Raw genomic sequence first — 22373 nt, 5'->3', positions numbered from 1 at the left:
TATGTTTTGCACATTAGCCTATTATAAATGAATATATTATATAAGAAAGTATTAAATATCTCATTAATTAAAGGAGAAGTAAGAAATGTTACAACACAAAATGAAAATTCATGGTCAGTATGTCAAAGATCTTTCGTTTGAGAATCCAAATTTGCCATTCCTTCCTTCTAGTAAAGCTCCCGATATTAATGTAAAGGTTAATATTAATTCAGCAAAATTAGAAGGAACGGAAAGCAAAGAAGGAATAAATGAAGAAAAACCTTTTCATGAAATTACTTTGCATATAGAAGTCAAAGCGACGGTAAAAGATGAAGATATAAAAAATGGTATAGCTTTCATTTGTGAGATAAAGTATTGTGGTATTTTTTCAATAGAAAATTTGAAAGAGTTGAGTGAAGAGGAAGTAAGACAAGCTTTGTTTATTGGCGGGCCTACTTTTCTTTTTCCTTTTGCAAGAGAAGTAATTGCAAGAACTACAAGTAGTGGTGGGTTTCCTCCACTTATGCTAGATCCTATAGATTTTGAAACTATGTATCAGCAGCAAAGTCAACAACAAAAAAGTAGCGCTAGTAATTCCAATTTTAACTAATACAGGATGAACAATTCTTTAAATGCAAAGACGACTTTAAATATTGATGGAAGGTTATATAACTACTTTAACCTAAGTAACGCTGGTAAATTCTTAGGAGTAAATTTAACCAAATTGCCTTGTTCACTCAAGGTATTGCTTGAAAATTTATTGCGCAACGAAGATGGAGTAAGCGTTAAATTAGATGACATAAAGATATTAGCAAATTGCGTCAAGAAACACATTAATCACGAAATTAGCTACAAGCCAGCAAGGGTTTTGATGCAGGATTTCACAGGAGTTCCTGCTGTCGTTGACTTAGCTTCAATGCGTAATTATGTGAAGAAAAACGGAGGTAACCCAAGCAAAATAAATCCATCTGTAACTGTTGATCTTGTGATCGATCACTCTGTTCAAGTAGATAGTTATGGAAGCACTTCCGCATTCAGTAAAAATGTTGAGCTAGAAGTAAAAAGAAATTTGGAGAGATATCAATTTTTAAAGTGGGGAGAGTCGTCCTTCACAAATTTTAGAGTAGTACCACCAGGTACTGGAATTTGCCATCAAGTAAACCTTGAGTATTTAGCGCAAGTTGTGTGTAATAATGATGGGGTCATATATCCTGACACTTTAGTTGGTACTGACAGTCACACTACAATGATTAACGGGTTATCAGTCCTTGGTTGGGGTGTTGGAGGCATAGAAGCTGAGTCTGTGATGCTTGGTCAACCAATTAGTATGGTGATTCCAGAAGTAGTTGGATTTAAATTAATTGGCAGACTACCGGAAGGAGTAACTGCGACTGATTTAGTGCTGACGGTTACCAGTATCCTAAGAACAAAAGGTGTTGTTGGTAAATTTGTAGAATTTTATGGTGATGGTTTAGATTATTTATCTCTAGCAGACAGGGCCACTATAGCTAACATGGCCCCAGAGTATGGTGCAACTTGTGGGTTTTTTCCAATTGATCAGAAAACACTCGATTATTTACATTTAACAGGGCGACCAGAAGAGCTGATCAAATTAGTTGAAGTCTATTCAAAAGAGCAGGGATTGTGGCGTAGCAGTAATGAGTTAGCATTTTTTGACACACTAGAGCTTGATTTATCAAGCGTAAAGCCAGTGATGGCTGGTCCTAAAAGACCACAGGATAAGATTTTCCTTTCAGAAGTAGCGGAATCTTTTTCTACATCTTTTCCTATTAATGAGACAAACAGACCTCCGTTGGAACCTATCTATGGCGATCAGCTCCAGAGTGGCAGCGTAGTGATTGCAGCAATAACAAGCTGCACTAACACCTCAAATCCAAGTGTGATGATTGCTGCGGGTCTTGTAGCTCGTAATGCAATTAAACTTGGATTAAAATCAAAGCCTTGGGTTAAAACTTCTCTTGCTCCAGGGTCACAAGTTGTGACAGAATATTTAGAAAAGTCTGGATTGCAGGTAGATCTAAATGCTTTGGGTTTTAATCTAGTTGGATATGGCTGCACAACTTGCATTGGAAATTCTGGTCCACTTAATAAGGATATAGAGGATGATATAAAAAACAAAAACTTAACTGTTGCTGCAGTTTTGTCTGGCAATCGTAACTTTGAAGGAAGAATTCATCCGTTAGTCAAAGCTAATTACTTGGCATCTCCGCCACTTATTGTTGCATATGCACTTGCAGGCACTGTGCAAATTGATTTGACAAAAGATTCAGTATGCAAAGATAAGAATGGCAATGATGTCTATCTCAAAGATATATGGCCAACAAATAATGAAGTTGAGAGCTGTGTTAAAAGTGTTGTGACGCGTGAAATGTTCATACAAAAGTATAAGGATGTTTTTTCTGGTGATGAGCATTGGCAAAAGATAAAGTGTGAGAAAGGTGAAATCTATGATTGGGACGCGAAAAGCACTTATATACAAAACCCTCCCTATTTTGATAATTTATCGACTAAGAACAATGGAAGCAACATAGTTGATATAAAGAATGCGCAAATACTAGCGATGTTTGGCGATAGCGTCACTACCGACCACATTTCCCCTGCTGGAAATATTGCCTCAAATAGTCCTGCAGGCATATATTTAAAAGGTCTTGGAGTTGAACCGCAAGATTTCAATTCATATGGATCTCGCCGCGGTAACCACAACGTAATGATGCGTGGAACCTTTGCTAATATCAGAATAAGAAATAAAATGGTGAGCGCTGAGGGTGGCTATACAAAACATATTCCTTCTCAAGAAACTATGTCAATTTTTGATGCAGCAATGCAATATAAAAGAGAAGCTGTTCCATTAGTTGTCATTGCAGGAAAAGAATATGGTACAGGTTCAAGTAGGGATTGGGCAGCAAAGGGTACTGCATTACTGGGAATTAAAGCTGTGATTGCAGAAAGTTTTGAACGCATACATAGGTCCAACTTGGTCGGCATGGGTGTTCTTCCACTTATATTCCAAAATGGAATAACCGGAAAGATATTTGATGGTAGTGAGATAATAAGCATAAAAGGTGAAATAGTATCAAATGGAAATCTAGAATGTATCATTAAAAGACAGGATAATTCAAAGCAATCAATACAACTCAAATGCTGTGTACAAACCGCAACTGAGATTAAATACTTAATGAGTGGTGGAGTGTTAAGCTACATACTTCTTTCGACTTAGTAAAAGTAAGTACTAGACTTCTTTTAGCTCCAGCCCTGGTCCTTTTAAATAATGATTTGTTCTATGCGAAGTTATGATATAATTTTACCTTACATATAGTAAAGGTGTTTTATAGATAATTATGATTAGCTCTATACAAGAACCTAATGAACTCAGAAAACGTTTACAAGGATTTTATCGTACTGATGAAAAAAGCTGTGTACGTTATCTTGTAGAAAAAGTAGAACTTTCGGTTGATTCGAAAAACAGAATTTACAATATTGCAAAACAAGTTATTGAAAAAATCAAACACAATAAATTAAGTATTGTAGATTCCTTTATGCAGCAATATTCGCTTTCCAATGATGAAGGAATAGCATTGATGTGCCTTGCTGAATCGCTACTTAGAATACCAGATGATTACACAATAGACGAATTGATCAAAGATAAAATTACCAACCAAGAATGGAATAAACACTTGGGGCGTTCCTCTTCATTGTTTGTTAATGCTTCCACATGGAGCTTGATGATAGGTAGCAGTATATTGAGAGATAATGAAGGCGATTCGAAGTTCTATTACGCAATTTCTAAGTTACTTAAGAATTTAGGAGAACCGATCATTCGCAAAGCAGTAAAACAAGCAATGTCTATGCTTGGTAATCATTTTGTTGTTGGAGAAACCATAGAAGAAGCTTTAAGATATGCAAAACTAGATGACAATAGTAAGTTTTTATACTCTTTTGATATGCTTGGCGAAGCTGCTCACACAGCTGAAGATGCAGAAGAGTGTTTTGATTCATACATGCACTCAATAAAAGCTATAGGTGCAACTACTGAAGTGAATGATTGTTTTAAATCCCATGGAATTTCAATAAAACTTTCTGCTTTGCACCCACGTTATGAATTTGGTCAATTTGACCGAATTGCTGGTGAGATATTTACTAGGGTTTTAGAGCTCTGTCGTGAAGCAAAAAAATACAACATTTCACTATGCATAGATGCAGAAGAATCAGAAAGACTTGAGATGTCATTAGTTTTATTCGAGCAACTGCGTCTTGATGAGTCACTTTCTCAGTGGGGAGGGCTTGGCTTGGCTGTACAAGCATATCAAAAACGTGCTTTATCTGTGCTTGATTTTGTTGAGGATGTTGCTATCCGATCAAAGCATAAAATTATGGTAAGGCTTGTGAAAGGTGCATATTGGGACTCAGAAATCAAGTGTGCACAAGAGCTAGGGTTAAGTGGTTATTCAATATTTACAAGAAAAAGCTATACTGATGTATGCTACCTTGCGTGTGCACAGAAGCTTTTAAGCAAAGTAAATCACTTTTACCCATGCTTTGGAACTCATAATGCCTATACTTTTGCTACTATAATAGAGCTTGCTGACAAAGATCATCCTGGATTTGAGTTTCAGCGTTTACACGGAATGGGTGAGGATTTATATGATTATGCAATGTCAGAACTTGCAACAAGCATCAGCTGTCGTATATATGCACCAGTTGGTAAACGTAGTGATTTATTACCATATCTTGTTAAGCGTCTTCTTGAAAATGGAGCTAATAGTTCGTTCGTCAATAAAATAAATGATCCTAACGTTAAAATTGAAGAATTAGTCTCGGATCCATTAGAAAAAGCTAAAAGTTTAGAATATGAACCTCATCAAAACGTTCCATTGCCACAAGATATTTTTGGAGAGGAAAGAAAAAACTCCTTGGGGATGGATATTAGTGATTCAATTACAGTTTCGCAATTTGCAAATGATATAAAAAAATTTAGTGAAAAGAAATGGCAAGTTGGGCCAATAATTGATGGAAAGGCACTACTTGATAGTGCTGAATTTATCGAAGTAGTGAATCCTGCGCATTTGGAAAATGTAATTGGAGAAGTGTCAAGTACAACAAGCGCTCAGGCTTTAAATGCTCTTGAAATAGCACATAGTGCTTTTACTAAGTGGCAGAATATTTCAGCAGAAGAGCGCGCTAAATGCCTTGAAAAAGCTGCAGATTTGCTTGAGGAAAGGATGAAAGAGTTGGTTTACATTCTGATCTTGGAAGCAGGAAAAATTTTATCCGATGCAATAGCAGAAGTAAGAGAGGCAATCGACTTTTTGCGCTATTATGCAATGATAGCAAAAAACGAACTGAATGACTGGAAAAAATTGCCAGGTCCAACAGGTGAAGATAACTTCATCTTTTTTGAGGGCAGAGGAGTTTTCTTATGCATATCACCGTGGAATTTTCCACTTGCTATCTTCATTGGGCAGGTTTCAGCTGCACTTGTAGCAGGTAATGCAGTGCTGGCAAAACCGGCAGAGCAAACGCCGATTATTGCCTATGAAGCCGTTAAGATACTACACGAAGCTGGAATACCAAAAAATGTATTACATCTTGTTCCAGGAGATGGTCGATATTTAGGTAAAATATTAGTGCCAGATAATAGAATTTCCGGTGTAGCTTTTACCGGCTCAACACAGACCGCTCAAATAATTAATAGAATGCTTGCCAGCAGAGATGGTCCTATTGTGCCACTTATCGCTGAAACTGGTGGATTAAATGCTATGATTGTTGATAGTTCTGCTCTTTTAGAGCAGGTAACTAAGGATGTTTTAATTTCTGCATTTCGCAGTGGCGGTCAACGTTGTTCTGCTCTCAGAGTGCTATTTATTCAAGAAGATATAGCAGAAAAACAGATAAAAATGATATACAATGCAGCTCAAGAACTAAAGATAGGTGACCCAATACAACTGAGCACAGATATTGGTCCAATAATTGACAAAGCATCTATTGATATGCTCACTAAACATACGGAAAAAATATCAAGGGATGAAGATTCAAACCTTTTATCCAAGGTACCCATGGATACAAATTCTTATAATGGTTATTTCTTTCCTCCGTACATTTATGAGATACAAAAAATTTCGCAATTAAAGCAAGAAGTGTTTGGGCCTATTTTACATATCATACGTTTTAATAAGTCGCAGTTAAATGAAGTTATAAGTGATATAAACAATATAGGATATGGACTTACGTTTTCTTTGCAAAGCCGTGTACAAAGTAAGATCGATTTAATAAGCAAGAAAATATCAGTTGGAAATGTATACATCAATCGCAATCAAATAGGTGCAGCAGTTGGAATGCAACCATTTGGCGGTAGAGGACTGTCGGGTACCGGACCAAAAGCTGGTGGTCCTAATTATCTGCAACGTTTTTCTATAGAAAAGGTTGTAAGTGTCAACACTACAGCATGTGGCGGTAACATTACACTTGCGTGTTTGGATTGATTTGCAATTTCTAAATTGGAAGTCCGTGCAGTTGTGTATGCAGTACTAAAACCTAAAACTCATACACTGAAAGGATAGTTGTGATTCTAAGGAGGCTTCAAAGAAAGTCTTGTCTTTAATAAAAGAAAAAGGTTGCTATAATTCTGATAAAAGCACTATAAACAAAATGAATGTAAAAAATATCTTATTAGCGTTTTTAGTACAATTTATATTCGATTTGTCATTATTTGCGGCTGATCCTATTTTGCTTAATTGTATTGAAACTCCAGGGATTTATGATCTTGAAACAAGGCCAAAAAGCTTTAACTCTTCAAATAATTTAAGAAGAAAACCTGGCTCTCCAAATAATGCAGCAGGAGAATTAATAAATGTAGTTGGTAGAGTTACTGATGTAAATTGCTTACCGATACAAAATGCTGTGGTTTCTATATGGCACGCAGACTCACTTGGCATGAGCTATTATGATGAAAATGTGGAGCTTGATCCAAATTTTGCTGGATCAGGAAGATTTGTAGTAAACAACCTTGGCTATTATAATTTTATTACAATAATACCAGGTAAAATTGGTGATAGGGCTCCACACATCAACTTTTTGGTCCAACATCCAGATTTTCCAGAATTCACAACACAAATGTTTTTTGCTGATCATAATTGCGATAACTGTGATGATCTTCTTCTTGGTAATCTTATTGAGAGTGGACTTACAAGCCTTCTGATAGCACCATTTACTTATAACAATCAGGCCATGAAGACCTACACATTTAATATAACCCTAGGTGGGCATAACAAATTTTCTGATAAAAGATAAAGCCCTTGCATATCAGGGGAGTTCATAGTAGTCTTAAGCGCTATTGTACTTAAAATGTATATGAAAAATATCTTACTAATGTTTTTACTATGTTTTATGTGCAGCTTACAATTATTTGCAACGGAGATGTCAACGATGAAGATAACAATTTCTAAAGCTTTACCCGATTTTGAGACGCTAGTGGTAGGTTTGTTTGAGGGTGATAAGCTCATAACTAATGTTCTACAAGATAAGCAAGCTATAGATAACATCAAGAAATTTAGTGGTTTTAATGGAGGTTTTGGTGAATTTTTCTCCGTTACTTCATCAGAGGGAAAAAATATTATAGTTGCTGGTCTTGGAATGAGAGATGAATGGGATGAAAGCAAAGGATTAAATATTGGTGGTAAAATATATTGTGAGCTAAGCAGATTAAGAATCAAGCGAGCAGCTATTTCAATCGAGGGCAGTACAGCAAATGTTGCATATGGAGCATTTCTGCGCAGTTTCAAGTTTAATAAGTATAAAACTAAAAAGGATGAAAAAATTACAGAAGTAGAGGAAATTACATTATTAGTAAAAGATGAACAGTTAAGTAGCATTGAAAAATCATTTGAGCGTTTAAAACACGAAGGTGAAGGTATCTTTCTTGCACGTGCTTTTACTACTGAGCCACCTAATATTTTATATCCAGAGTCTTACGCTAATCGTATAAAAGCTGAACTTACTAAACTTGGTCTTGAGGTTGAAGTGCTTGATAAAAAGCAAATGGAAGAGAAAAAAATGGGAGCCCTGCTTGGAGTAGCACAAGGAAGTAGTAAAGAGCCAAAGTTAGTGGTGATAAAATGGAATGGGGCTTCTCAAGAACAAAAACCAATAGCTTTTATAGGCAAGGGTATAACGTTTGACACTGGTGGAGTGTCACTTAAACCCTCACGCGGTATGGAGTCAATGAAATATGACATGGCAGGTTCTGCTACTGTAGTTGGAGTGATGCGTACTCTAGCTGGGCGAAAAGCAAAAGTAAATGCAATTGGTGTGGTTGCACTTGCAGAAAATGCAGTGGATGGTAATGCTCAAAGACCGAGCGATGTAGTCACTTCAATGTCTGGACAAACAATAGAAATATTAAATACCGATGCAGAGGGAAGACTAATACTTGCGGATGCTTTATGGTATACACAAGATAGATTTGCACCGAAATTTATGATCGACCTTGCAACTTTAACTGGTGCTATAGTGGTTGCACTGGGAAATAATGAATATGCTGGTCTTTTTTCAAATAACGATGAATTAGCGAATCATCTGATTGATGCGGGAAATGAAGTAAATGAGAAATTATGGCGCTTTCCTATGAATGAAACTTATAACAAAATTATTGATTCGCCGATTGCTGATGTGCAAAATATAGCTCCTGCAGGTTCTGGTGGAGATAGTATAATGGCTGCACAGTTTCTACAGCGTTTTGTAAACGACACTTGTTGGGCACATTTAGACATTGCAGGCACTGCTTGGCACGAAAAAGGCACTGATATTTCTCCAAGAGGGGCAGTAGGTTTCGGTGTAAGGTTGCTAAATAAGTTGGTTGAGAAGTACTATGAGATTAATAATTAAGGATCTTTGTATTGAGTTTATAGCTTAATTTACGACTACATGAATGTCTATTTATAAGACGTAGAAAATGATATCATCAAAGTAACTTACATTTTCTTTTTTGGGGATTCTAAAGTTACACACTTGAGCAGCATCAAGAGAAAGTATTTTGTTCAAATGATGATTGTAATGATGGACTATTAAAACTTTAAAGCTATTTGGTATTGACGGTATATACTTAAGTGTTAGAATAAAATAGGAAGTTTTTAGGAGTTTATATGGCAGCAGGCGGAAAAGCGAAAACAGCTAGTAAAAATAACCCTACTCAGCGTAAGAAAGCAGAACAAAAAATGTATAAGGATAAACCGGTAAAGCCGGTTAGATATATAGACCGTGATTCACGTATGAACTATATGTCTGCTCAATACGATAACGGCAATCTAGTTGAAGATGAGGTAAGCGGCAATCCTATAAAGTGGGAAGCTGTATAGTAGCTGTGGTTAAAGTTACTATTAATTCTAAGGAATGTGAAGTAGAGCATGGGCTCACTATAATTCAAGCTTGTGAAGTTGTGGGCGTTGAAGTTCCACGGTTTTGTTATCATGAGCGTTTAGCAATTGCTGGTAACTGCAGAATGTGTTTGGTTGAAGTTGAGGGTGGCCCTCCAAAACCAGTAGCCTCTTGTGCAATGCCAGTTGCAGAAGGGATGGTTATTCACACTGATACCCCTAAGGTTAAAAAAGCACGTGAAGGTGTGCTTGAGTTTTTGCTAATTAACCACCCGCTTGATTGCCCAATTTGCGATCAAGGTGGTGAATGCAATTTGCAAGATATCACGATGGCTTATGGTAAAGGAATCAGCAGACTTGATGAATATAAGAGGGCTGTGCCAAAAAAACATTTTGGTCCGCTGATTGAAACTGCAATGAACAGGTGTATTCATTGCACTCGGTGTGTTAGATTTTTGTCTGATGTTGCAGGTACAAATGAACTTGGAGGAATTGGAAGGGGAGAAAATATAGAGATTAGTACTTACATAAAAAGGCATATTAGCTCTGAATTATCTGGGAATATTATAGATCTTTGCCCGGTGGGAGCTTTAACTTCAAAGCCCTATTCTTTTACAGCACGTCCATGGGAGCTATCACATTGTGAAACTATAGATGTGCTAGATGCTGTGGGAAGTAATATTAGAGTTGATTGTCGTGGTCCTGAAGTTATGCGAATATTGCCAAGACTCAATGAAGAAGTGAACGAAGAATGGATATCAGACAAAACTCGTTTTGCTTACGATGGACTCAAAGTACAACGCCTCGATCGACCTTATATAAAAAAAGAGGGCAAATTAATTCCAGTTGATTGGAATGAAGCATTGGCTTTTGCTGCAAAGAAACTAAAGAGTGCGAAATCAAACAAAATAGCTGCAATTGCAGGTGATTTAGCAGATTGTGAGTCTATGCTTCTACTCAAAGAAGTGATGCAGAAGCTTGATTCGGGGAATATAGACTGCAGGCAAGATGGTGCAAATCTTATATCAAGTAATCGTGGATCTTATGTGTTCAATACCACTATTCAGGGTATAGAAAGTGCAGATTTATGCTTGCTAATCAATACGAATCCAAGGATAGAAGCACCAATCATTAATGCAAGATTGAGAAAGAGATATTTACAAGGCAATTTTCCTATTGCAAGCATTGGCCCTAACGTTGAGTATTTATACCATGTTGAGAGGTTAGGCAATAACCCAAATATCTTAGACGAAATAGCAAAAGGAAATCATAAATTTTGCAAGCTGCTGAGTGTTGCCTCAAATCCTATGCTCATCATCGGTCAAGATGCATTAGTAAGAGATGATTCTGAATCAATTTTAGCGCTAACTGGCAAAATTGCAGAAAAATTTAACATGATCAGAGATAACTGGAATGGCTTTAACGTACTGCATAAGGCTGCAGCAAGAGTTGGTGGACTCGATATTGGATTTGTTCCTAAAAAAGATGGAAAAGATGTTAGTCAAATACTAAAGCAAGCAGAAAGTGGCGAGGTGGAAGTTGTTTATCTTCTTGGTGCAGATGAAATTGATACATCAAAATTAGAAAATACATTTGTAATTTATCAAGGCCACCATGGTGATAGGGGAGCGCATATAGCAGATGTCATTCTACCTGGAGCTGCATACACAGAAAAATATGCAACTTATGTAAATACTGAAGGGCGAGTACAGAGAACAAATTTAGCTGTTTTTCCTCCTGGTGAAGCAAAGGAAGATTGGTTGATTATTAAAAATTTATCCCAATATTTGAGCCTTTCCTTGTTATATGATAGTTTATTTGATGTGAGAAAAAAATTAGATACTATCGGTCCACAGTTTAGAAGTGTTGATCAAGTGGTAAAAAATACATGGGTACCAATCAGCAATGGTAAAATAAATTTAAGTAATACGCCTTTTACTTTAAAGGAGTGTAATTTTTATATGACAGACTCAATAGGTCGCGCTTCAAAAATAATGGCAGATTGTACTAAGGATTTTTATGAACACTCTACTTAATATTTTATTTATTCTAACACCATTATTACTAATAACTCTGGTATATTTTCAACGAAAATTAAACTCTATATTTTTGTGTAAAGAACAAAATACATTAGAAAAACAGTTCGTTTATAAGCTAGTTGATTTTATCAATGATATTATTGCACTATTTACGGAAGGATATGTATGGATGGCAATAACATTTATTATAGTTACCGAGGGAAGAGGGAATTATTTGCCTCTCACAATGATCTTAATTATGATGTCACTAGTGTCATTCATATGCATATCATTTTACTATTCTATTAAGCTAAATGCTGTACAGAAAAGTGTTGTCCTATTGATTTCAATAGGGACGTTGTCTTTTGTGTCTAGAGCATTTGCTGTATTTTTTATTGCCACAATTATGAACTATTTTTTTGATTTAGGGTTGCATGTACTTGATATTTGATATTCTTTTTCTTCTTATTCCACTTTTGCTTTCAGTAGCATATTTAGTGTACTTTGAGCGTAAAGTTATTGGTGCAATTCAACTAAGGCATGGTCCAAGTGTAGTAGGGCCATTTGGGCTACTACAGCCATTTGCAGATGCTATCAAATTGATAATTAAAGAGCCGATAATACCATTTAGAGCAAACACCATACTGTTTATTATGGCTCCAATGCTCACCTTTATTTTAGCATTAATTTCCTGGGCAGTTATACCATTTGGAGCTGAAATAATTACAGAAAATGGACAGCAGGTAATAATCCCTAAGGTAATATCAAATGTTAATGTTGGAGTGCTTTATGTGCTAGCTATATCCTCTTTGGGAATATATGGCATTATTATTGCAGGCTGGTCTAGTAATTCTAATTATGCATTTCTTGGCGCTATAAGGTCAGCTGCTCAAATGATTTCATATGAAGTTTCAATAGGTCTAATAGTTGCTACAGTTGTTATTACAACTGGCACATTAAATCTTGGAGAGATGGTGGTAGCGAAACATAATATGCCATTTTGGATTGATTTATTACTAATGCCTATAGGAATAATATTTTTTATTTCTTTGCTTGCCGAAACTAATCGTCACCCATTTGACTTACCAGAAGCTGAAGCAGAGCTCGTCTCTGGGTATAACGTCGAGTATTCATCAATGCCTTTTGCTCTCTTTTTCTTGGGAGAATATGCAAATATGATTTTAGCAAGCGCTATGATGACAATATTCTTTCTAGGAGGGTGGTATCCTCCATTAGAGCTTAGTTTGCTGTATAAAATTCCTAGTTTAATCTGGTTTGTTTTGAAGATAGTTGTACTTTTGTTTATATTTGTTTGGATTAGAGCTACAATACCTCGTTATCGTTATGATCAATTAATGCGTCTTGGTTGGAAAGTATTTTTGCCAATATCGGTACTTTGGGTAATACTCATTTCAGGAGTGTTGCTTTTTACTGGGAATTTGCCTGGATCCAATGTTTAATTTCCCAAATACAAGGTTAAGGCGTAGGCGCTCAGGCAAGTGGATTCGCAATTTAACAAGTGAAAGCACTTTATCAGTAAATGATTTGATTTTTCCCTTATTTGTTCATGACGGAGAAGAAACAATTGAGCCAATTTCTGGCTTACCTGATATCAAATGTTATTCAATAGATGGATTAATTTCTATAATTCAGAAAGCTAAGGACTCGGGGATTAATGCTGTTGCAATTTTTCCTGTAGTTGATAGTAAACTAAAATCTGAAAACGCCGAGGAAGCGTACAATCCTGACAATTTAATCTGTAAAGCAATTTGTGCTGTAAAATCAAATGTACTGGATATTGGCATTATTGCAGACATTGCACTAGACCCATACACTACTCACGGTCATGATGGCATTTTAAAAAGCAGTAGGATAGATGTAGAAAATGACGAGACTGTGTCAGCATTATGTAAGCAAGCACTTGTTTTAGCAAAAGCAGGATGCGATATAGTTGCTCCTTCTGATATGATGGATGGCAGGATAGGAAAAATAAGAAAAACATTGGATGATAATAACTTTCAGAATGTGTCAATATTGTCCTATGCAGTAAAGTACTGTTCTAGCTTCTATGCGCCGTTCAGGCAAGTTGTCGGTTCGTGCGCATCATCAAATTTCATCGACAAAAGTGGTTATCAAATGGATTATAGAAATGCACGTGAAGCAATCTGCGAAATCGAAATGGATATAGATGAAGGTGCAGATTTTATTATGATAAAGCCGGGTATGCCATACTTAGATGTAATAAAAACAGCAAGTGAAAAGTTTAATTTTCCGATTTTTGCTTACCAAGTAAGCGGTGAATACGCAATGATAAAAGCTGCAGCAAATAATGGCTGGCTGGATTATAACAGAGTGATTTATGAGTCCTTAATTGGTTTTAAACGTGCAGGTGCAAGTGCAATATTTACCTATGCTGCACTTGATGTTGCAAAAATTTGGTATCTACTTAGCAGTGTGGAACATCTAAGTAGGTAGCTGGCCGAAGTGACTTGACAAACCTTCCCACTTTCCTTATCATATCAATAAAAGTATTTATCCTTGTTTTTAATCTCTGCAGATTTAACAACAAAAATTCAGTAAAAAACTCAGGTATTTATTGGCAAATTACATAAAATTATAGCGGCTGCATGTCTTTTTTATTTTTTCTACGTTCAGCCAAATCGCGCTTAAAATAAGCGTTAGCACATTATTACAACGCCAATTTAAATTATAAAACTCGCTATAAGGTGGTTCTTTTGCCTTTTTTTATTTAGTAAATTTTTTAATATTTTGAATTAGCTATACATACTGACATCATATCACAGTGCGTGACACTGTGATCCAGAAAAACTAACCGCAAATTGAATCATAATAAAGACTAGATTCCAGCGTCATGAGCTGGAATGACATCAACTTTTGAATTCCAGTTATGCAAGAGATCTAATGACGCAAAGGGGCTACTTGAATGACAGGAAAAGGAGCACTGGGATAGAGGCACTAATATGAAAAAAGAAGGGATAACGGTTATTGGTAAATTTAGATCGTTTTTAACTATTTGCCTTTTTTCTATGCAAGAAGTGTATTGATAAGTCCATTACAATTCAGTATTGTGAAAAATATAAGTCAAGTATTAGTTAGGACATGGGGATTTTTTTTCAATTTTTGGGTAAGGTGCTAGGCAAGGTTTTTCCTGCCAAAATAGTAAGCTCTTTTTTAGGAGTAGGATATTTACCGGGTTGGCAGCATTATTGGTCTTCTTTTCTAATATTATTTATTACCGACATTATATTAATGCTTACATACGGAGGTGATTTTATACTATATAAAATGCCGAATTCAGGCATAGTTGTAGCTGCTATTTTTACCAAGCTAGCAATAGTTATGTTAGTGCTGCAATTAGTTGGCATATCTATTTTTCATACTCAAGATCCTTCAGCCAGCAGTGATGAGAATATAGTAATACAAATAGCATCAGGACAGGTGATGACTGTTGCGTTTTCGATGCCGGCAATAATGTCAATTTATTATATTGTAAGTAAATTCTATTTAAGTATATGCAAGGCAATACTTCAATGTCCATTTTGGTTTAATGATCTTATGCATTTGTTCTTTTTCTTTATAATACCTTATTTATTTTTTAATATTGTAGAAGTAATAAAACCATGGCCGATAAGTACGATACAGCTTAGTTATAACAATGCAATATCAATCACATTTGAAGGGATTTTTCATGTGTTTTATGCAGTGATTTTATTGTACTTGACTGCATTTATATTCTGCGATCTGACTATGCATGATGCGATTGTTTTAAACAAAAGCATATTTGAGTATGTAAAAGAAAGTTCAATAGCCTTGAGTGACTATTTTCATGGCACTATTAAAAAAATAAGTATAGAATAGTACTTATTTGCTTATGTATTCAGTTTAAAAGATATACAGTTTGCGTGAATCTACAGGATATAATAAAGGGATTACAAGATTTTTGGGCAGATGAAGGGTGTACTATACTTCATCCATATACGTCTGAAGTTGGAGCTGGAACACTACATCCCGCAACAATCATGTCAGCGATTGACGAAAAATCAACAAAAATTGCGTATCTACAACCAGTAATCAGACCTGCAGACGGACGCTATGGCGACAACCCTAATCGTTTATATCAGCATCATCAATACCAAGTTATAATAAAACCATCTGGCAGCAATTTGCAAGATATTTACTTAAATAGCTTAAAAGCTCTTGGTGTATCGACAAAAGAATATGATATTAAGTTTATTGAAGATGATTGGGAAAACCCAAGTGTTGGTGCATCCGGTCTTGGTTGGGAGGTTACATGCAACGGAATGGAAGTAACACAACTTACTTATATACAGCAAGTGGGAGGTATTGACTGCAGAATAATTCCTGGTGAAGTAGCATATGGGTTAGAGCGTTTAGCAATGTGCATACAGGGTGTAGATAATGTTTACGACATAATGTGGAACGGTAGCGGTGCAATTTATGGAGATATTTTTAAACAAAGAGAGCGAGAGTTTTCTTACCTGGCACTTGATTATTATGATACTAAAGTAGTACAACAGCAGTTTGAGGATACAGAAAAACTGTGTAAATTCCTTGTTGAAAAAGAATTGCCGATAGCAGCTTATGACCAATGTATTAAAACGAGCCATCTACTTAATCTACTTGATGCAAGAGGTGTGCTTGGTGTGAATGAACGTACAGCCTATATTGGTAGAGTGAGAGAGTTAACAAAAAAATGCTGTGAATTATATAGAGCAAAGTAGAATATGTTGTCACAATTATTGTTTGAATGTCTTTCAGAAGAAATTCCATCAAGAATGCAGAATTCATCTGCAGCTCAGGTTAAGAGCTATATCACTAATGCTTTTAGTAAAAATAATGTGAAATTTGCATCTATAGAAGTTTATGTGACTGCACGTCGCATTGCTCTTTTTATTGATGGCATAAGTGCTTTGGAGCTAAAAGATTCTAACAATGAGATTAAAGGACCAAGAGTTAATGCACCGAAAAGTGCTATCGAAGGTTTTTTGAGAAAAAATCGGAAAGGTGAAGAAGATTTACTCATTCGCAAAGTAAACGATGAAGATTTTTACTTCATTAAGAGAGAAAGCTGCTTATTTAACATCAACGGGTTTCTCAAAAATCAACTGGAGGAAATGCTAAAAAACTTTTCTTGGCCAAAGAGTATGAGATGGAGTGAAAGAAAAGAGAGATGGGTTAGGCCAATTAAAAATATTCTATGTATTTTAAATGACGAAATAATACCTATATCTTTTGCAGGGGTTACAGCATGGAACGTGACGTATGGTCATAGGTTTCTTTCAGGTGATGCAGTACTTACTGTTAAAACACCCAAAGACTATTTTGAATTGTTAGAAAAAAATAATGTCATTCTCCAGTTGGACAAAAGAAAGCAATTTATACTAGATCAGATTAATAAGTTTACAAAAGAGGAGAACTTACAACTTGAAAAAAATGATTATTTACTTAATGAATTGGCAGGGCTTATAGAGTGGCCAATAGTATTATTTGGTAAAGTAAAATCATCAGAATTACCGAAGAAAGTAATACTTAGTATAATTAATACGCAGCAAAAGTATCTTGCTTTAAGTGATGGACAGAAAATATCACATTTTGTTACTGTTGTAAATGTTAACAACAATGAAGTTGTCAAAGGCCATGAAAGAATATTAGAAGCACGTCTTGCTGATGCCCAGTTTTTGATATCTCAAGACAAGAAGGAAAACCTAGATTACTATGTCAAAAAATTGAGCTCTATTTCATTTCATGCTTCGCTCGGTAGCGTAGAAGAAAAAGTGAAGCGTATTATCGCTCTTTCAAAGTATATAGCGATATTTATTCCACATGCTTCATTAATTAAAGTTGAACGTGCTGCATATTTAGCAAAGGCAGATCTTGCAACGTTGATAGTGAAAGAATTTCCGGGATTGCAAGGAGTAATGAGTGGATACTACGCTTCTTATTTTCAAGAGGATAAAGAAGTAGTGGAAGCTATAACTGAGCACTATAAGCCAATTGGATCGGACCAAGAATGCCCTAAATCTCCTACTGCGATTGCTGTAGCTATTGCAGACAAAATGGATAGTTTGGTTGGCTTAATTGCAGCAGGTGAGAAAATCTCTGGTTCGTATGATCAGTTTGGTTTGCGGAGAATGACAATTGGTATAATTAGAACAATACTTGAAAATAATTTGCATATTCCAATTAGATTGCTGATAGATAAGTCAGTATCTTTATGTTCAAGGCTTCTATTGAATAAAAATATAACTCCAGTTGATAAGCCAAGTGAAAAACAAATTTTAGAACTAGTATTTAAATTCTGCTTAGAAAGGTTCAAGATTATTTTAAAAAATAGAAATATAAGGCAAGATGTTGTAGATTCAATACTATATAAAGTCGATATTAATGATCTGCTGAAAGCGGAAAAGCAAACTGTGATATTGGATCGTTATCTTAGTACAAAAGAAGGTGAACAGGTTCTAAGCACTTATAAAAGAGCCAGTAACATGATGAGCAAAGTGAGAAAAAGTGATGGCACTACTTATAATGCATCTTACAGTAAGAAGTTTTTGATTGAAGATGAGGAGATTGCGCTATCAAATTGTGCTATAGCTGCTTGTAAAAACATCAAACAAGCGATAGAAAATAACGACTTTAATACAGCGCTTGATGAACTTGCTCGTTTTGCTCCGTTTATCAATCAATTTATGGACAGTGTAAAGATTAACTGTGATTCTAATGAGCTTAGAATAAACAGGTTATCTTTGCTTGCAAATGTTGTTTCTACCTTTCATTTAGTAGCAGAGTTTAACCTTATACAGGTTAAACAATTGATAAATGCTCAGGCAATATAAGGAACAAATCAAATCATCTCCACAATCCTGTGGCGTTTATAAGATGATTGGAGATAAGAGTAAGGTTTTATACATTGGTAAAGCAAAAAACTTGAAGTCGAGATTATCCGACTACCTTCAATTCGAAAACCTTTCTGAACGAATCAGAGTAATGATCTCACAGGTTATTAAGGTTGAAATATTCATCACTGAGAATGAAATCGAAGCATTGCTTCTTGAAGCACAGTTAATAAAATCGTTAAAACCATCTTATAATATTTTGCTTAGGGATGGAAAATCTTATCCTTATATAACAATTTCTAAGCATGATTATCCAAGAATAGCGAAATATAGAGGTAAGTTTAAGAAGAATGAGTTTCATTACTACGGCCCTTTTCCATCTGCTGCTGCTGTTAAGAACACTATATTATCATTGCAAAAAGCTTTTCTCTTAAGAGTATGTTCAGATCAATATTTCTCTTCAACAAAAAGACCATGTCTTGAGTATCAAGTTAAGCGCTGTTCAGCACCATGCGTAGATAAAATTACAAAAGATGATTACTGCAAATCAGTAAAACAAGCACAAGATACTCTGCTAGGAAGGAATAAAGAAGTGCAAAGACAGCTATTTTCTACAATGGAAAAGTGCAGTAGGGAAATGAACTACGAGCTTGCTGCTGTCTATAGGGATCGATTGAAATTTCTTCAGCAAATTCAAATGCAGCCAATGGATTTTTCTTTTGAAGAAGATGCAGATTTCTTCAGCATTGTACGTGAGGCAGACTTAGCATGCATTGGTGTACTATCTTTCAGAGATAAATGTAACTATGGAAGCATTCCTTACTTCATTGAGAATTGTAGTGATCATCCAAATGATGAAATTTTATCCACCTTTTTGGTCAATTTGTATAATCCAGTTAATACACCACCAGCGCAAATTTACGTTCCCGATTTTATTAAGGATAAGGAAATTATAGAACAAGCACTTTATGCTCTTACTCAAAAATCAATAAAAGTTTTGTATGCGAAAAATAGTAAAGAGCGTGATTTGTTGAATTTTATTTACAATAATTCTAAGCATAGCCTAGAGCAGAAGCTTACTGATTATAGAAATAACCTAGAAAAGCTCGAAGAGCTTAGCAAAATCTTTTTGTTACCAAATATTCCAAAGCGTATCGAAGTTTATGACAATAGCCATATATCTGGAAATCAACAGATTGGTGTGATGGTTGTTGCAGGGCAGGAAGGTTTTTTAAAAAGTGAATACAAAAAATTTACTATAAAAGAAGAAATTTCAGGTGATGACTATAAAATGATGAGAGAAGTGCTGACTAGACGTTTCTCTGGCAATATAAAAGACATCATTCCTGATTTTTTACTGATAGATGGTGGGCCAGGACATGTTTCCATAGTGCAGAATGTGTTGGAGATATTGAATATAAACGTTCCTTTTGCTTGTATGGCAAAAGGTCATGATCGTAACGCAGGAAATGAAAGATTTTATGTGCCGAGCAGAGAAGAATTTACTCTAGCAAGTGACAGCAAGGTCATGCTTTATTTACAATTGCTGCGTAATGAAGCTCACCGTTTTGCAATAACTTCGCACAGAAAAAAACGCGATAAACAGTTTTTTGCTTCACAATTAAGCAAAATATCTGGTGTTGGCAGTAAAAGAAAGAAGGCACTCATGTCTCATTTTGGTTCGGTAGAAAACATAAGCAAAGCTTCTCTAGCTGAAATTCAAAACGTACCTGGAATTAGTAAAGGTTTAGCAGAAATCATTCTTCAACACGTGAATTCTAAGAAAGGTACTCCTAAATAGGTACTCTAAAATTAACCTTTATTTCTTCTTAATAAGACATAAAAAGCTCCTTTGCCACCATGTTTTTTTATGGCTTGCTGATAGTATAAGATCATATTTCGAACTTTTGTATCATTCAACCACTTATTTAAGCTATTCTTTATAGTGTCTATTTTATCTGTACTATTACCATGCCCCGTAATTACCAATAAGCACCTATTCCTTGCTTGATAATTTTTGATAATAAAATCTATCAATTTACAATAAGCATCATCTATACTATAGCCATGCAAATCGAGTTTATCGCTTATAAAATATTTGCCCCTATCGATCTTTAATTTTGTATTGTAGTCAAGACAAAATGATGAATCACCATTATCAGTATTAAGAAAATTTTCTTGTAAGCCAGAGATACCTTTATCAATCATAGATTTTATATTTACTTTGTGATCAACTTTCAAAGTAACTTTTCCACATTCTATTGGCTTAACATTTTTTTGCCAATCTAACTCATCATCTGACATAAATTCATTAATTGAACTGCATAATTTTACAACAATATATAAACACAGTAAAATATTGCTTACTCTATAAAAATCTGATTTTTAATAATGAGATGAAATCATCAAAAGCTAATGAAAACTGTTGGATATATGGAAAGCACACTTGTATTTCAGCATTAAGAAACAAAAATAGGCGGTGTATAGAACTGTTAGTAACAGAAAATTTCTACAGAGAATTTGAGAAAGAAATTAAACAATGTGCAGATAGTAAGGGCATTAAAGCTCGACTGGTAGAGAACAAAATGTTCAATGATGTTTTACCCAAAGGTGTAAATCACCAAGGAATTGCTTTAAAAGTTACTCCTATTTTTCACAGCTTAAATATTGAAGAAATAGCTGAAAGATCAGGTGAAAACTCTACTATAGTCATTTTAGATCAAATTACTGATACACACAATATAGGTTCGATTTTAAGAACCTCAGCTTGTTTCAACATTGATGCATTGGTTTTACCGTATCACCATTCACCAAGCGAAAATGCATCTATCGCAAAAGCAGCAAGTGGAGCACTGGATATTGTCCCTCTAATATACGTTACAAACATAGTAAAGACGATGGAGTCTTTAAAAAAGATAGGCTACTGGTGTTATGGGTTTGATTGCAATGCAAAGGAAAATATAGATGAAATAAAGAATTTTGGGCAAAAAAGAGTAATTGTTTTTGGTTCTGAAGAGAAAGGAATGCGGAGACTAGTTAAAGAAAATTGTGATTATCTTTTAAAAATCCCAATGTCAAACGTAATTAACAGTCTAAATGTTTCAAACGCAGCAGCAATAGGACTATATTCCATCTACATTAAAACAAAAATCACTGCAAATTAGTTGCAATAAAACAAGGATGTCATTCCAGTATGTGATACTGGAATGACAACAGTGAATGACATCTTGCGATGTCATTCACTAGCACTTACATTACCAATCCCAAGAAAGAGGTGAACTTGAATCTGTTGGAATCTCGAAGGATGGCTGTGACACTATCTCTTTTATCTCATTTTTAAGCCATTCGCTACCATCTTCTCCAGCTTCTTCAATAGCTTTCTTGAAACTGCTCTCTAGTACAGCTTTAGCAGCTGCAGCTGCCTGAGGAGCACCATTTAGAGTTTTTGCTATTGTAGTTAACTTAATTAACTCAGCGTTTAAGTCAGCAGGTATCTTATCAGTCTTAGTTTGTATTGCAGTAACCTTATTTCCTAAATTAGCAGCATTTGTAGCAGTTTCTATAGAAGTTACTTTAGCTGTTAAGTCAGCTGGAATAGTATCAGTTTTAGCCTTTATAGCAATGACATCAGCTCCTAAGGTATCTGTAATCTTATCAGTCTTAGCCTTTATTCCTGATATCAGATCTGTTCCGACTTGAGTTTTTATGGTAACTAAGTCAGCGCTTAAGTCAGCTGGAATAGAATCAGTCTTAGTTTTTATTGCACCTACGTTAGTTCCAATACCTAATAATGTAGCAATTGCACCTCCAGTCATGAAGTTTGTTGCTGTAGCACTGTAATCTATTTCAGCAGCACCATTAGGTTCATACCTAAAAGTGTTGAAAACACTAGTATTATCTACACCAAAGGTATACTTATTCTGTGCAGCATCTTCATAAATTATGCTTTTAATGGTAGGGGATACTATATTTGCTCCAGCACTGTCTTTAAAAGTTAAACTAGCCATATCACTTTCCGTTAATTATAAAAACCATAATGTGCATGAAAATAATATAAATTCCGTAAATACTAGATTTTGCATAAAATTCCCTTTAGGCTTTTCGCTTCAGAA

The 22373-nt window shown here is 35.2% G+C and carries 17 protein-coding genes; 15 read left to right on the top strand and 2 right to left on the bottom strand.

The genetic code is table 11. The features are described 5' to 3' along the window. Window positions 1-85 precede the first annotated feature (85 nt). From secB to uvrC, 14 genes are all read left to right on the top strand, one after another. Complete coding sequence (gene secB / locus OUY_RS02630) at window positions 86-589, top strand: protein-export chaperone SecB (protein ID WP_139686613.1); 504 nt, start codon at window positions 86-88, stop codon at window positions 587-589. A gap of 6 nt (window positions 590-595) precedes the next feature. Then, entirely contained in the window at window positions 596-3217 is a 2622-nt protein-coding gene (gene acnA / locus OUY_RS02625) for an aconitate hydratase AcnA (RefSeq protein WP_139686612.1), read from the top strand. 121 nt (window positions 3218-3338) lie between these two features. Next, a complete protein-coding gene (putA, locus tag OUY_RS02620) occupies window positions 3339-6479 on the top strand; it encodes a bifunctional proline dehydrogenase/L-glutamate gamma-semialdehyde dehydrogenase PutA (RefSeq protein WP_139686611.1) in 3141 nt (1046 codons plus the stop codon). A 166-nt stretch (window positions 6480-6645) separates the two neighbouring features. Next, window positions 6646-7287: a protocatechuate 3,4-dioxygenase gene (locus OUY_RS02615; RefSeq protein WP_139686636.1), complete on the top strand. Its 642-nt coding sequence runs from the start codon at window positions 6646-6648 to the stop codon at window positions 7285-7287. 96 nt (window positions 7288-7383) lie between these two features. Continuing rightward, on the top strand, window positions 7384-8880 hold the full coding sequence (locus tag OUY_RS02610) for a leucyl aminopeptidase (RefSeq protein WP_050780608.1): 1497 nt from the start codon (window positions 7384-7386) through the stop codon (window positions 8878-8880). 257 nt (window positions 8881-9137) lie between these two features. Beyond that, complete coding sequence (locus OUY_RS02605) at window positions 9138-9350, top strand: hypothetical protein (RefSeq protein WP_006279675.1); 213 nt, start codon at window positions 9138-9140, stop codon at window positions 9348-9350. Between the two features lie 5 nt (window positions 9351-9355). Continuing rightward, complete coding sequence (nuoG, locus tag OUY_RS02600) at window positions 9356-11404, top strand: NADH-quinone oxidoreductase subunit NuoG (RefSeq protein ID WP_139686635.1); 2049 nt, start codon at window positions 9356-9358, stop codon at window positions 11402-11404. A gap of 73 nt (window positions 11405-11477) precedes the next feature. Further along, window positions 11478-11837, top strand: a complete 360-nt coding sequence (locus OUY_RS02595; protein ID WP_246038627.1) for a hypothetical protein — start codon at window positions 11478-11480, stop codon at window positions 11835-11837. Next, complete coding sequence (nuoH, locus tag OUY_RS02590; protein WP_139686610.1) at window positions 11821-12846, top strand: NADH-quinone oxidoreductase subunit NuoH; 1026 nt, start codon at window positions 11821-11823, stop codon at window positions 12844-12846. Before OUY_RS02595 ends, nuoH begins: the two co-directional genes overlap by 17 nt. Further along, window positions 12839-13861 carry a porphobilinogen synthase gene (gene hemB, locus OUY_RS02585; protein ID WP_139686609.1) on the top strand — a complete coding sequence of 341 codons (1023 nt, stop codon included), beginning with the start codon at window positions 12839-12841 and terminating at the stop codon, window positions 13859-13861. The genes nuoH and hemB overlap by 8 nt, the downstream gene beginning before the upstream one ends. 645 nt (window positions 13862-14506) lie before the next feature. Next, window positions 14507-15265, top strand: coding sequence for a hypothetical protein (locus OUY_RS02580; RefSeq protein ID WP_010404500.1), 759 nt, complete (start codon window positions 14507-14509; stop codon window positions 15263-15265). 44 nt (window positions 15266-15309) lie between these two features. Further along, window positions 15310-16149 carry a glycine--tRNA ligase subunit alpha gene (locus OUY_RS02575; RefSeq protein WP_139686608.1) on the top strand — a complete coding sequence of 280 codons (840 nt, stop codon included), beginning with the start codon at window positions 15310-15312 and terminating at the stop codon, window positions 16147-16149. A gap of 3 nt (window positions 16150-16152) precedes the next feature. Beyond that, complete coding sequence (gene glyS / locus OUY_RS02570; protein WP_139686607.1) at window positions 16153-18261, top strand: glycine--tRNA ligase subunit beta; 2109 nt, start codon at window positions 16153-16155, stop codon at window positions 18259-18261. Next, window positions 18245-20062, top strand: coding sequence for an excinuclease ABC subunit UvrC (uvrC, locus tag OUY_RS02565; protein ID WP_139686606.1), 1818 nt, complete (start codon window positions 18245-18247; stop codon window positions 20060-20062). The genes glyS and uvrC overlap by 17 nt, the downstream gene beginning before the upstream one ends. A gap of 11 nt (window positions 20063-20073) precedes the next feature. On the opposite strand, the gene OUY_RS02560 is transcribed toward uvrC, so the two are convergent. After that, window positions 20074-20565: a Smr/MutS family protein gene (locus OUY_RS02560; protein ID WP_029237658.1), complete on the bottom strand. Its 492-nt coding sequence runs from the start codon at window positions 20563-20565 to the stop codon at window positions 20074-20076. Between the two features lie 92 nt (window positions 20566-20657). Between OUY_RS02560 and rlmB the strand changes: the two genes are divergently transcribed. Beyond that, window positions 20658-21425 (top strand): 23S rRNA (guanosine(2251)-2'-O)-methyltransferase RlmB, encoded by a 768-nt coding sequence (rlmB, locus tag OUY_RS02555; protein WP_010404482.1) that lies wholly within the window; start codon window positions 20658-20660, stop codon window positions 21423-21425. A 90-nt stretch (window positions 21426-21515) separates the two neighbouring features. Here rlmB and OUY_RS02550 read toward each other — a convergent pair whose 3' ends face one another. Beyond that, window positions 21516-22268: a hypothetical protein gene (locus OUY_RS02550; RefSeq protein WP_139686605.1), complete on the bottom strand. Its 753-nt coding sequence runs from the start codon at window positions 22266-22268 to the stop codon at window positions 21516-21518. Between the last annotated feature and the right edge of the window lie 105 nt (window positions 22269-22373).

Source organism: Wolbachia endosymbiont of Leptopilina clavipes (assembly GCF_006334525.1).
Lineage (GTDB): Bacteria > Pseudomonadota > Alphaproteobacteria > Rickettsiales > Anaplasmataceae > Wolbachia.
The sequence above is the reverse complement of the archived record's forward strand: the minus strand, read 5'-3'. Positions and strand labels throughout refer to the sequence as shown.